This is a genomic window from Enterococcus sp. UD-01 (assembly GCF_044909655.1).
Taxonomy (GTDB): Bacteria; Bacillota; Bacilli; order Lactobacillales; family Enterococcaceae; genus Enterococcus_L.
The window spans coordinates 93,092-106,513 of record NZ_JBIYEU010000005.1 but is presented as its reverse complement, the minus strand read 5'-3'; the positions used below and the strand labels follow the sequence as shown (position 1 = coordinate 106,513).

Below are 13,422 nucleotides of genomic sequence, written 5' to 3'. Positions count from 1 at the left end.
GATTTATAAAGATTTTATTAATAAAAGCATTCTTATGTTATACTAAAAGAGCAAAAAAGATTCGCTGTTTCTTTGCTGAACAGCAGTAAAAATGGAGGGAAATGCATGCTGGAACAGATTTTATTGGGAACGTATACGCGTCGAGTAAGTAAAGGAATTTATCAGATTGCCTTGGATACGGAAAAGGGACAGCTTTCTGAGGCTGCCTTATTAATAGAAGAAACTAGTCCTACTTACTTAGCACTAGATGAAAAGGGTGAGCTTTTCAATGTCACTTCTGTAGACGGAAAAGGTGGTATGGCCGCTTACCAGAACAACAAAGGTCAATTCGACTTATTAAACAAAGTAACGGAAGAAGGAGCACCTCCTTGCTACGTTGCTGTCGATGAAGAAAAACAATTAGTGTTTGGTGCAAATTATCATCAAGGAATCGTTCACGTATACCGTATTTTAGCGGATGGGCGTTTAGAGGATGCGGACAAGCTGATTCATGATGAAGCCACTGGACCTCATGAAAATCAAGACAATGCCCATGTTCATTACACAGATTTAACGCCTGATCGTCGTTTAGTTGTCTGCGATCTGGGAACAGATCGCGTCTATACGTATGATGTAAGTGCTGAAGGAAAGCTTACTGAAGTCGCTCAATATGTAGCGGAACCGGGAACTGGTCCTCGTCACCTTGTTTTTCATCCGAATAATCAAATCGCTTATCTTTTCGGCGAATTAGACAGTACGGTAACTGTATTGGCCTATGATGCTGTAGCTGGTTCTTTCAAACAGCTGCAAAAGGTTTCAACTTTACCGGAAGGCTTTAATGAATTCAACGGCGGAGCAGCGATTCGGATTTCTGCTGACGGCCGCTTCGTCTATGCTTCCAATCGCGGCCATGATTCAATTGCTATCTTTGCTGTAGCAGAAGATGGGACAAGCGTTGAACGTATTCAGTTGATTTCAACAGAAGGCGAAATTCCTAGAGACTTTGACCTTGATCCTTCAGGTAAGTTTGTCGTAGCGGCTAACCAAAACACCGACAACTTAACACTTTATCGTCGTGATGAAGCAACAGGATTGTTGGAAATGATCCAAAAGGACGTTTACGCACCTGAATGTGTTTGTGTTTATTTTAAATAATTCATAAAAAAGACGATTTCGTTTGCCGAGCTTAATGCCAGGAACAAACGAAATCGTTTTGTCTATTTTTCGTATTCTCTCACTTCTTCTTTCGATTTTTGAATTCTATCTAAGGTTTGATCAAAGTTTCTGGAGGCATACGCATAGAATAAGACATCTACCACAATAAACTGATCATGTAAGGACGTCGTAGCAGCACTTCGTAAAACAGCTTCATTGGAACGAACTGTTTGCAGCGCATAATCGGCTTTACTGCTTAACGAATTATCGCCGAACTGGGTCAAGCCAATTGTTTTTAACTGATGCTTTTTGGCAACCTCCATTAAGCGTAAGACCTCCTTCGTTTCTCCAGAATGAGAAATTCCAAAAAAGACGGCATTCTTTGGCGCTGATACTAATGTAGCGATCAACACATGTGGATCTTGGACACAAACCACTGTTTTACCGATTCGGTTCCATTTTTGCGCAATATTTTCTGCAACTAAATAAGAAGCGCCAATGCCGTAAACGTAAAGAATCGGGGCTTGTACAAGTATATCAACAATCCGCTCAATTCGTTCTTCTTTTAGGAGAGCAACAGTTTCCTGCATGGACTGATAGGCATTACCTAATAGTTTCGCTTTAATTTCCGCAACCGTTTCGTCCGCTGCAATATCGGAATAGCCTTCATGAACGGGCGTATCGATTTCTGCGGAAAGTCCAATTTTTAATTTTGTAAAGCTGGGGATATCAATTTTTTTGCAAAAACGAATAACTGTGGCTGGACTCGTACCGGCATAAGCCGCCAGTTCAGAGGCGGTCATACTAATTATCTTGGCCGGCTCCATTAAAATAGTCTTGCCGATTTTTTGTTCTGATTTAGGTAAAAGTTCCAGCACACTGCTGATTCTGCGTTGAATATTGTCCCTGCTCATTTTTTCATCTCCCGATTTTTCTTCACTTTATGTAAGCCATAACGGCGGCTAAGTACCGTTATGCTTTGATTAATAATAAGTAATACTGCCTAAAGGCACCGCTCGCGCAGCCCCTGTTGCACTTGGTACATTCCCAGCCTGATAATGAAGCGTTTGGTTAGCTAGAACCGCCATGGCGATTGCTTCTTTGGCTTCTGATGAATAGCCCAAATCTTCTTGAATTTTTACGCTCACTTCAGGCAAAGCTTCTTGCAGCATGTTTATCAGCGTGTGATTATAGCTGCCGCCACCACCGATAATCAGCTCTGTCGGTCCGTTGATAAACGGTTGTACAGCCAGCGCAATTGATTGCGCGGTAAACATTGTTGCTGTGGCAATGAGATCGATTGGTTTAAGCGGCCACTTTTTAATCAAAGCTTGCGTAAATGGCTTGCCGAACTCTTCTCGTCCCGTTGTTTTTGGAAAGGACTTTTGTAGATAGGGATGTGCCAATAGTTCTGCTAACAGTGCTTGGTTGACAGTTCCTTGCTTGGCATAGTCTCCATTTTTATCATACTCGATATCAAAAAAATGTAAACACAATTCATTCATAATCATATTGCCAGGTCCTGTATCGAAGGCGATAACATCCTTTAATGTCCCATTTTTCGGTAAAACTGTCAAATTGCCGATGCCGCCGATATTCTGCAGCAGCCGTACTACTTTATCACTGCGGTAAAGAATATATTCAGAATACGGCACAATCGGCGCTCCTTGTCCACCCACAGCCATATCACGCTCTCTAAAATTAGAAACAACCGTCGTTTTTGTCCGTTCACAAATGACAGCCGGTGCTCCTACCTGCAGGGTTGAAGCCAAATAATTAGGCTGAGCGGTCGGGAGGTGATACAAGGTTTGACCATGACTGCCAATAAAAGCGAGCTGCCTCTTATCGATCTGCGCTTTTTGACAAACGGCCAGCGCAGCAGCAGCAAAAGCTTCTGCCAATTCAACATTTAAAGAACAAATCTTTGCCACATTCGACTCGCTAAGTGAAAGCGCCTCTCTGATTCGCTGAACTGTCTGCTCCCGAAACGGCAAGGTTAAAAATTCAATTAAGCGGACAGTTGTCTGTTCATTTTCACCGGCAATATCAACTAAAGCGGCGTCAATGCCATCTAACGAGGTTCCTGACATTAAGCCAACTGCATATACCATGTATCTTCCTCCTGTACTTATCCTTCGTTAATTTCGTTAAAAGCAAACTTCTGCCAAGGACGTAAATACGGCAGCAGGACTTGATCCGCTGCACTGATTTTACCTACAACATTGGATTTACCGGAATTTTCCATTGGCAACAAAGCGATTTGTAATTCTCCTGCATAATGCGCATACAAGGAAGTTTCCACAATAATGTCTCCTGTTTGCATATTGATCGTATTGAATGGCTCAAAAGAATGGCCTTTATATTTCACCCGACTTTGTGTCGAACGTACCACATAATCCGAAACATCGCCACGATTAAAATGAAATTCTTCTAAAACGATCTTCCGCTCAAGCTCCGGCGTTTTTGCATCAATGACACAATCAAAGGTAAGCTTATAGGGATCGATTTCACTCAACGCTTTTAATTCTGCCTCAGAAGCAAAGGCATTGGCAATAATCACATCATCAATTAAATCCGTTGCCCATAAATGCTTGGCCTGCGTCGTAATCGGCCACTGGCGATGCATTTCCAGTGTGCAAAGACCTTCTTCAACCGGCCAAGGACCAATCGTCGCACTGGGTGAATTCACAAAGGCAGCCGTATGAATACCGTTTTCCTTGTAAATTTGCGTTGTTTTAAAAAAGTGTTCATAACTTAGACCGGTATAACGATGCGGATAAAAATTATGACAGCCTAGCAAGCGATCTGCGTTCGCCTGATAGCTTAAAATATTTTCTAAATAGCGTGTCCCTGAACTAATATTTAACTCGATAAATAAATCCTGTGGGTTAAAGGTCATGATGGATTCTTCATTTCCGGTAAATCCCATATCCAAACGAATCCCATCTGCGCCAATTTCCTTAAAAAAAGCTAAATCCTGATAGCTAATCCCCAGCTCGCCAAAAACCTTTGGACTTACATCCGCGATTACTTCCATCCCAAGATTTTTCGCGTAGGCAATGGTTTCTGTAAAATCCTTAACGATCTGCTCCTTGCCTTCTTCAACCGATAACAAGCAAGTGAATACCCGTTTAAAACGATAGCTTGCTGCCAACGACATATATTCTTTAATTTCTGCTACACTGCTGTGATTAGGATAAACGGAAATACCCAGTCTTCTCATGTTTCCACTGCTCCATTCTTCAAATAAAAATATAAAGCGCCTTTTGCGCTAGAACTGTTTTTTTCAATAAAGTTGCACTGAAACGAACAATGACGTAGATACTCAAAAAAAGCTTGCCGTACAAAGGGATTATGTTCAATTACACTCCCATTTAGTCCTACGTTGACTACCGCACTATAGGGCATTTTCTTTGCCGTTTTTTCCACAAGTATGGCAAGCTTAACGCCTGCTTCATGCAGCAGGGTTCGCGCTGCAATTTCCGTTTCTGCCACCTCGCTGACAATCTTAGCGAGCTCTGCCAGCTGATCCTTAGTCAAACGATAAGCAAGCTTAACCAGCTCTAAAATGGTGGCTACTTGAAAATGCAGCAGCAGCTTTTTGGTCAGTAAGCTTGGCGGTCGATTGTCATCATAATCAGCAAGCACCTGTTGAATGGCACATTTGCCAATATCATAGGCACTGCCTTCATCGCCAAACAAATGCCCCCAGCCACCCACGCGGTACCAGTCTTTTTGCCGGCGGCCAATGCTGACAGAGCCAGTTCCTGCGATTAATAAAATGCCCGCTTCACCTTTTAACAACGCATAATGAGCCAGCTGGCCATCATTTAACAGCACTAGCGGTACCTGAAATACGGCTAACTCTTCAGCCAATATTTCTTTTAAGCCACCGCTGTCCATTCCGGCTAGACCTAAGACAAGCAAGCGACACTTTTCAGCTGCCCGATTCATTAACACCGTTTGAATAGCCGTTTTGATGTTCAATAGCCCTTGCTCAGCATCCACCAGCATATTCCCAAAGCCGGTCATGACACGTTGCAGCTGATTCCCCGCTAAATCATAGACAATTGCCTCTGTTTTCGTACCGCCACTATCGACTCCAATGATATATTCCATGCTTCTCACTACTTTCCTTTTGGCTGCGTTTTGACAATTCCTTTGTATTCATTGCGTTCTAATATGCCTCTAGTCGTTTCAAAGAAAATCACTGCCAGCAATGCACTTATGCCATAAAACAATTGTTTAAACCCAAGCGGCAGCTGTGGAAAAAGAACACTGGGAATTAAAATCACCAGAAAAACCAAACAGCCTGTCAGCCAACGACTCGGTAGCCAATGTCTTGTTTCCAAAAAATGTGTAATGCCAACGCCTAAAAGAATAAAGCCAATAATAGCTACAATCAATAGTAATTTTAACATAGGATGCTTCCTTTCTATCTGCTTCTTCTCTTTACTTAAAGTGTGAAACAAAGGTTTTTTCACCTCTGTTCCACACTCACTACTCTCTCATCAGCCGCAGACTAACTTAAGCCAGTTGTTCTGCGTTTTCCTTTTCATTTTCCTCTGCCAGCATTTGTTTGTCATACATTTGGACAAATGGGAAGTAGATAGCCATCGCTACTAAAATATTAACGACGACTAACACGATCATGCGCCAGTCATTTCCTGAAGATAGGTAAGCCCCAATCGGTGCTGGCAACGTCCAAGCCTGATTACTGATAAAGCCGTTCACCAGCTCAAATTTTACTGCAAAATAACTAATCGTTGTCGTTACTAAAGGCGCAACGATAAACGGTAATGCCAAAATAGGGTTCATAATAATCGGTACACCGAAAATCAACATTTCATTGATGTTAAACAATCCGGGAATCAACGAGAAACGCCCTACTTGTTTTAGGAACTTAGAACGACAGAATAATAATAAAATACAGATAGAAATCGACACCCCTGCGCCACCAATCGTTACTGTCCATTGATAAAATTGTTCCGGCGCGATATACGGCAATTTCGTAATCGGCGTACCTGAAGCAAATGCATCAGCATTGGCATCCAGCATAACCAGCCACATTGGACGAACCAGTGAACCAATGATACTCATGCCGTGAACACCGGCAGCCCATAACAAATGAATAAAGAACATCGGCAATAAAACACCTAATAAATTATTGCCCATAATATCCACTAACGGAGCAAATAGATCCATCAAGAATTTATTCACATCAAATCCGATTAACACGCGAATAACCCAAACAATCGTAATAATAACAAAACCTGGAATCAATGCTTCAAAACTTCTTGCCACAGCTGGCGGTACTTGCTCCGGCATGCGGATCGTAATATTATGTTTCGTAAATAAACGATATAACTCACTGGCAAAAATCGCCGCAATAATGGCTGAGAACATACCTGATCCGCCTAAATAATCCATTGGCATAACCCATGCTAAACCAAGACCTTTTCCTTCTGGTAAGAGTGCATCTACATTTTGTGGAATTGTCAGCATTAAAAAGCTGGCCAACGACAACATCCCGCCGGTAATGCCGTCCAGCTTATAGGATTTCGTCAAGTTGTACCCAATACTGAATGAGCCGTAAATCCCCAACAAGCCCATCGTAATGCGGAAGGGAATCACTAAATCAGCCTGATAAGGCTTGATCCATTCTTCAAACCCAGGAATCGGCAAATTAGAGATGGTTAAAAACAGCGTGCCGATCATAATCAGAGATAAGGTGGAAATAACCCCGTTACGGATGGCTTTCATGTGACGCTGCTCAGCAAACCTTGCCATTGGCGGCATTAGCTTTTCTTCAATCCAGTTTAATACGTTTTGCATTGCATTTCATCTCCCTAACATTTATTCATTTTTTAGTGCTTTCAAGTGCTTTACCAACAAACCCTTTATTTTTTTGCAGTAACTGCTCCGCTACTTCTTTGCTTTCACCTGATAAAATTCGGACAATTGCCAATTTGGGATTTTGTTCGGAATCTTTTAAGTAAAAAGCCGCTTCTTCTTCTGTACAATCTGTTGCTTCCATAATAATTCTTTTTGCACGTTCAACTAATTTTTCATTGGTCGGCTGAACATCCACCATTAAATTTTGGTAGGCCTTGCCTTGTCGAATCATGCTGGCTGTGGAAATCATGTTCAACACCAGCTTTTGTGCTGTGCCGGCTTTTAAACGAGTCGAACCAGTCAAAACCTCTGCTCCGGTTGCTACTTCAATAGCAAAATCTGCATAGCGCGAAATAGCTGCGCCTTTGTTGCAGGACAGCGCACCGGTTGTCGCCCCTATTTCTTTAGCATACTCCAAACCGCCAATGACATAAGGTGTTCTGCCGCTAGCTGCAATACCTAAAACAAAATCTTCTTTCTTCAAATGATGTGCTTTCAAATCTGTTTTGGCTAAATCTAATGAATCTTCCGCACCTTCAACTGCAATTGTCATCGCTTTCATTCCACCTGCGATTAATCCTTGAACTTTTTCTGGCTTCGTATTAAACGTAGGGATACACTCAGCGGCATCCAACACGCCCAATCGACCGCTCGTTCCCGCACCAATGTAAAACAAATTGCCGCCTCGATCCAGACAGGCAACGACAGCTTCAATCAAGGCAACAATAGAAGAAAGTTCAGCCTTTACTGCGTAAGCGACCTGCTGATCCTCTTGGTTCATCGCTTCAACAATTTCTCTGACGGAAAAACGATCCAAATCAGTTGTCGTTTGATTTCTTCTTTCTGTTGCTAAAGCATCAAGCATAATTCTCCTCCTTCGTAGGTTTATTGTTTACACTTAGAATATAACTTATTCGAATTAAAATTTCAAGTTTTTTAAATTATTTTTGAAATAAAATTTCTTTTGTTTGCATAAATAATAGAGTAAAGGAAGAATGTTTATTCCTTTACTCTATTAAAATCAGTTGATGAATTATAATGAAATGATATTTTCAAACAATAGATCATCAATAGGATCATTACCTGCTGAATCTCTAGCATATCTAGCAATAACTTTGACTTTTTTCCCTTCTAATCCGGTTTTGTTGAAAGTCACATTAAAGCCACTATTTGAAGCAAATGGTTGTTTCGAATAGGCTCTACCTACATCTGGACGGGATGCTGAGACAAAGGTTTGACGTCTTACTTCCTTTCCTGTAGCCTGATCGATTAAAATTAAATAACGAAAAGTACTACTATCTGCATAGTTTGTCAGATGCCAACCATTCAAACACACAGCAGTCGAAGTAACTGTTGTACCATCTAAACGACCAACATTCAATCGGCTCAATGTTTTTTTCACCGAAGTGTAATAATAGTCGCTTACTCCGCCATTTCCACCTGCTTGTGTGGCATATCTGGACATTACTTTAATATTTTTTCCCAACAATCGATCGGTAACGGGAATACTTGTCGAAAAACCACTCATTCCTGAGCCTGAGATGTTCGGGTGAACTCTTGCCACATCTGGCCGCGCTACTCTATTAATTTTTTTACGAACTAACTCTTTTCCAGTATCTGCGTCCATCAAGAAAATATAACTGTAAGGCCCTTTACCACTATTTGAGGTGGCGTGCCAGCCACTTACAATGATTTCTCTTGCTTTGATATTGAAAGAATCTAGACTTCCACCTTGAATTTGACTTGGTACTTTTTTAACTGAAGAATAATTATAGTCGCTTACTCCGCCATTGCCGCCTGCTTCTGTAGCATATCTTGACATTACTTTAATATTTTTCCCTAACAATCGATCAGTGATTGGGATACTTGTCGAAAAGCCGCTCATTCCTGAACCTGGAATGTTTGGGTGCGCTCTTGCCACATCTGGCCGCGCTACTCTATTAATTTTTTTGCGAACTAATTCCTTCCCTGTACTCGCATCCATTAAAAAGATATAACTATGCGGGCCTTTTCCACTATTGCTAGCTGCATGCCAGCCCCCCACTGTAATGTCTCTTGCTTGGATGTTAAAAGAATCTAAACAGCCTATATTTTGTTCAGATACTTTATTCTTTAATGTATTCTCCGGTGCATGAAGAATACACTTGACTGATCTACTTGCTGAAAGACCTGTGTAATGACTGCCATTATAGTTATATGTCACCCGACCGTTTGCTGAAGCATTTTGCTCAACTGCATAAATGATTCCCTTGCTTGTATCCGTGTAATCTACAACTGATACGTGTCCGTAAGGGTTCCAGCTATTTCCATTTTCAATAACCAAATCCCCAGGTACGGGAACATATTTAGAACCCGGATTATATCTTTTTAAACCTGGTGAACCTTCTGGAATATACTGTGCTCCTCCATTTCCTGCTGCATACACTCTAGGCCAGCCCATTTTAGGGTATAATCTTTGCTGGGGCAATTCCACACACTGATAATAGGTGCTGTAATTACCTCCATTCGAATAGACAGGAACCCCTTTTCCACCTAGCCATTGAGTACCTGAAATTAAAACTGTTCCTTCTGCCATTTTTGTAACTCCTTTCTTTAAACTATATTTTTTCTCAATCGTATGCTTCAAAATAATTAAAACAAATTGACTGAGTAAATAAAGTATAGGTTATAGTTAGGAGTCACTTCTTTTGATTTTCTTTCAACAATTGTTCAACTTTCATTTACTTTTCTTTCATGCTTTGAATTTAAATCATTCTTAAATACAAGTACTATCAGAAATAAAAGCTGAATAATATCGTATATTTTTATTATTGCTTTTCGCAAATGCAATTTCTTTTCTGGTACTTTCTCCAATGTACCCGCCAACATCCATGACAAATATTTCGTCGGCTAGTTCTATTTTTCTAAAATGCATGTTCCCTAATAGCTGTGCAACTTCTTTCGTAATTTTGCTGGTTTTGCTTTGTTCAAAAAATATTGGACTGAGTACAGCGATACCTTTTAAACTTAAATTTGCTTCAACTTCTTTAAACTCTTTCATAAACTTTGCAGAGCCACATAACGTTATTACTTTTATTTTTGATACATCTTCTCCATAATTGGTATATTCAATTTTATGTTTTTTCAGCATCATTCCTTACTCTTTCTAATCATTTTTAGTTAAATTATTATGTCTAGTAAAGTACCCTTTTATATCATCAATCATATAATCTTTAATCAAACTGACTTTATGAAGATCTTTTCCGCGGGATAAAACTTCCTCACAAGAAATAAACGACCAGTTAGCTTCTTCCCCTCTATATTTTGGATTATTCGCATAAACGATGCCGTCAATACCTGCCCAAACAGCTGCTGATGCACAAAGCGGACATGGTTCGAATGTAGAATATAACCAATAACCTTGCGGCAATTTATCCGTCCTTAACACCTTACAAGCATGCCTGATTGCATTAATTTCTGCATGAGCTGTTGGATCTGAAGCAGCAACAACTGTCGTCTTTCCCTCACCTACTACTTTTAATTCATTATCTACAACAGCAGCATATATAGAATGCATTTCCCATTGTTTCTTAATTAAATCCGACATTATTTCTTTTTTTGGATGCCTTCTCATTTTTCACCTCTTATATATTTGGATATAATTTTATTTATTTGCCTCGTTCATATTGAAACATACTTTAGCATTCTAATCTGACAACTAATTACTCTAATTCATTCACAATTACTGTCGCATTATAGCCAATATAGATATTCGTTTTCAAGCCTGTGTCGGCATCAATATATTCTAAGCGACCTTCGCTGTAGTTGATATCAAACTTTCCTTTTTCTTTGTAAATTACTGATCCATCAGAATTATAAACGATAATTTCTCGATTTAGCCCGTCATTTAAAGACGACTGCATATTTTTTTGCCAACGTCTGCCACCTGCCGTACCAAAAATAATGAAAAGTACCAAGACAATCAACAATACTACCGAAATAACCGTTCCAATTAATAATTTTTTCTTTTTCATTTTAATCCCCACTTTTCATTTTTTATAGTTAATAAAAATCCCTTTTATTTAACTTCGTATATTTCTATTAAGCTTACCATAATAACAAATCTATTTTAACCATACAAATGAATATAATTCACAATTTTTCTACATTTCTGCCAAAAAATAAACGAGCTAAAAGACGTAATATAAGACCCTTTAGCTCGTGTTTTCTACTCTAGTTTTTCTTGTGTTTCTTCTTTTGATATAAATAGACCAAATACGCAATAACCAGCACATAGCTCAGCATCGCGAACAGGGAAACCTCCACGCCAAATTCACCGCCAGTTAATAGTAGAGAGCGACTTTTTAATACATAATTGGTTAATGAATAACTACTCTGCTCTATCCCGATATTGAATATTCCTCCAATCATGAAAATATTCCACACCGCATGCAACGCTGTACTTGCCCAAATTGATTGATAATAATCGGCCATTAGTGAAAACATCACACCTGCCAGTGTTCCGCCAAGCAGTAATAGCAGGGTACTTTGTATATTTAGTGCTCCATTCAATAAATGGACGAGACTAAATAAAAAGGACGGTAGAATAATTGCTACAAGTTTATTGCTTTTTCGTTCAACCACATTCATGATAATACCGCGGAAAATCATTTCTTCCACAATGCCTGTCGCTACTCCAATTAGAAAAACTGCAGAAAAAATCGTTCGAACAGTATCTCCTGTAGAAAAATGGTTTACTGAAAATGTTCCTGCCATTAACAGGATAAAGCAGCCGATAACAGCCAGCGGCAACAAGAACGCTATGATTCCCCAGCTAGCTTTCAGATGAAAACGATCAATCAGCAAGTCTTGTAATGATACTCCTATCCACTTTTCCATCAATAATTTCAGTAATACATAAACGACACCAGCGTAAGTAACGCCTGTCAAGATCTGCTCCACACCGTACAAATCCAGTATAAGCCAAAAGCTCGCAACGAATTGTGCGGCTAAGAGGATGGCAAGGCTTGCTATACTGATGACAACTACTTTCCATAAAGACAACTCTTTTTTCATTAGAACACTCCCTTTTTATAGACAATAAAAGTTTACCATAACAACAAAAACTAGAACTCCTTCTTAAGTCCTAGTTTTTGTTTTTACATTCTATTTCGTAAAAAAATTTTTGTTATTTTTCTTTATATAAGGGATGATTTTTATTTGTTATTTAATTCTATCAAATAGTAAATTCGTTTGCGCTATCATTGGTCTTTCGGTATAATATAATTCATGGGATAGAAATTCGTTTTACAGAACAATTATAGTAGATTGCTGATGTAAAATAAGACAAATAAATAAAAAATTGGCACTTCAATCGTTTGGCGGCAACCTTACGATCGAAGTCTTGTTAAGACTTAGTAGACCAAGTCCAAACAAGTTGCCAATAGTACTAGCAACATGTTACTAGCTCTTTTATTGTACCAAATTTGAAGAAGATTTCCAGAAAAACTTTTCTTTGTGTACAATTTAGTTAGCGCATGTATGAATCTAGTCTATTGTCGACGGTATTGGGCGTTTGCTCGATGCCGTTTTTTCTATCCCTAAATTTTGTTGGAAAGGAGGATCGCAGAATTTATTGTTACCTGTAAAACAAAAAGGCACTTCACTACTTGGCGGCAACCAAATAATGAAGCCTTGCATAGACATTAGACCCTATCTATACAAGTTGCCTCTTTCCTAGTACCGTAGTCCTAGTTTCTTTATTGTACCTAATTTTCTTTTAAATTTCTAGTTTTTTCTAACTTTTAGGAATGTTTGGGTTATTTTTAGAAAGAAATGATAGGTTCGGTATAGTGGATGATTGGCGGTATTGGTGGTGCAATAGCGCTTTTTTGTTTTATAGATGTGTATGCTATGAATACAGCAAGGCTAAAAAGCCATTGATAGCATATGCTTAAAGGCTTGCCTCGTCAATGTACAATAAACCAGAAAATAATTGATATTGCTGGGAAAAGTCTGGAATGGCTTTTCCCGTCTATGTAAAAGGAGAGTGGGCGAATGGATAAGCAAGTGAGTCATTTAAAAGCAGTTTCCTATCAGGAAATTAATGAACTGAAAGATGTAATGGAAAAGCTGAGTTCTTGGCAAGAGCCTTTAGCGATTTTGGAGCATTTCTTTGCTTTTCGTGCCGGACCGATCAATAAGAAACAAATAATCAAAGAATATTATGCGCGAGCACAGCTGTTTCATGCTTTCTATGAGGATTACAATCACTTGGTTGAAGTTGGGGATAAAGCCGTGCAGGAAATGAATCGCGCGAAAAAAATTGATTTGACAAAGAAATTGGGCTAATTTGCGTATAGTATAAAAGAGGATGGAGCGACCATCCTCTTAAAGTTTTTCACTTTTAATATT

The 13,422-nt window shown here is 39.4% G+C and carries 14 protein-coding genes; 2 read left to right on the top strand and 12 right to left on the bottom strand.

Translation table 11 applies throughout. The features are described 5' to 3' along the window. Positions 1-105 precede the first annotated feature (105 nt). Complete coding sequence (locus ABH902_RS06405; protein ID WP_404589727.1) at positions 106-1,134, top strand: lactonase family protein; 1,029 nt, start codon at positions 106-108, stop codon at positions 1,132-1,134. Between the two features lie 62 nt (positions 1,135-1,196). Here ABH902_RS06405 and ABH902_RS06400 read toward each other — a convergent pair whose 3' ends face one another. From ABH902_RS06400 to ABH902_RS06345, 12 genes are all read right to left on the bottom strand, one after another. Beyond that, a complete protein-coding gene (locus tag ABH902_RS06400) occupies positions 1,197-2,048 on the bottom strand; it encodes a MurR/RpiR family transcriptional regulator (RefSeq protein ID WP_404589726.1) in 852 nt (283 codons plus the stop codon). 69 nt (positions 2,049-2,117) lie between these two features. Next, positions 2,118-3,245: an anhydro-N-acetylmuramic acid kinase AnmK gene (anmK, locus tag ABH902_RS06395; protein WP_404589725.1), complete on the bottom strand. Its 1,128-nt coding sequence runs from the start codon at positions 3,243-3,245 to the stop codon at positions 2,118-2,120. Between the two features lie 17 nt (positions 3,246-3,262). Further along, positions 3,263-4,357 carry a DUF871 domain-containing protein gene (locus ABH902_RS06390; protein WP_404589724.1) on the bottom strand — a complete coding sequence of 365 codons (1,095 nt, stop codon included), beginning with the start codon at positions 4,355-4,357 and terminating at the stop codon, positions 3,263-3,265. Next, on the bottom strand, positions 4,354-5,253 hold the full coding sequence (locus ABH902_RS06385; RefSeq protein WP_404589723.1) for a BadF/BadG/BcrA/BcrD ATPase family protein: 900 nt from the start codon (positions 5,251-5,253) through the stop codon (positions 4,354-4,356). The genes ABH902_RS06390 and ABH902_RS06385 overlap by 4 nt, the downstream gene beginning before the upstream one ends. Before the next feature lie 8 nt (positions 5,254-5,261). Beyond that, positions 5,262-5,555 carry a hypothetical protein gene (locus tag ABH902_RS06380; protein ID WP_404589722.1) on the bottom strand — a complete coding sequence of 98 codons (294 nt, stop codon included), beginning with the start codon at positions 5,553-5,555 and terminating at the stop codon, positions 5,262-5,264. A gap of 106 nt (positions 5,556-5,661) precedes the next feature. Next, entirely contained in the window at positions 5,662-6,969 is a 1,308-nt protein-coding gene (locus tag ABH902_RS06375; protein WP_404589721.1) for a PTS sugar transporter subunit IIC, read from the bottom strand. Positions 6,970-6,994: 25 nt separating this feature from the next. Continuing rightward, positions 6,995-7,894 (bottom strand): N-acetylmuramic acid 6-phosphate etherase, encoded by a 900-nt coding sequence (gene murQ / locus ABH902_RS06370; RefSeq protein ID WP_404589720.1) that lies wholly within the window; start codon positions 7,892-7,894, stop codon positions 6,995-6,997. Positions 7,895-8,062: 168 nt separating this feature from the next. Continuing rightward, entirely contained in the window at positions 8,063-9,604 is a 1,542-nt protein-coding gene (locus tag ABH902_RS06365; protein WP_404589719.1) for a CHAP domain-containing protein, read from the bottom strand. Positions 9,605-9,784: 180 nt separating this feature from the next. Continuing rightward, a complete protein-coding gene (locus ABH902_RS06360; protein ID WP_404589718.1) occupies positions 9,785-10,162 on the bottom strand; it encodes a hypothetical protein in 378 nt (125 codons plus the stop codon). Between the two features lie 12 nt (positions 10,163-10,174). Beyond that, the gene (locus tag ABH902_RS06355; RefSeq protein ID WP_404589717.1) at positions 10,175-10,642 is read right to left on the bottom strand and encodes a nucleoside deaminase; all 468 of its coding nucleotides are present in this window, start codon (positions 10,640-10,642) and stop codon (positions 10,175-10,177) included. An 88-nt stretch (positions 10,643-10,730) separates the two neighbouring features. After that, positions 10,731-11,042, bottom strand: a complete 312-nt coding sequence (locus ABH902_RS06350; RefSeq protein ID WP_404589716.1) for a hypothetical protein — start codon at positions 11,040-11,042, stop codon at positions 10,731-10,733. A 199-nt stretch (positions 11,043-11,241) separates the two neighbouring features. Beyond that, a complete protein-coding gene (locus ABH902_RS06345) occupies positions 11,242-12,084 on the bottom strand; it encodes a CPBP family intramembrane glutamic endopeptidase (RefSeq protein WP_404589715.1) in 843 nt (280 codons plus the stop codon). A 981-nt stretch (positions 12,085-13,065) separates the two neighbouring features. Here ABH902_RS06345 and ABH902_RS06340 point away from each other — a divergent pair. Beyond that, entirely contained in the window at positions 13,066-13,359 is a 294-nt protein-coding gene (locus ABH902_RS06340) for a hypothetical protein (RefSeq protein ID WP_404589714.1), read from the top strand. Positions 13,360-13,422 lie beyond the last annotated feature (63 nt).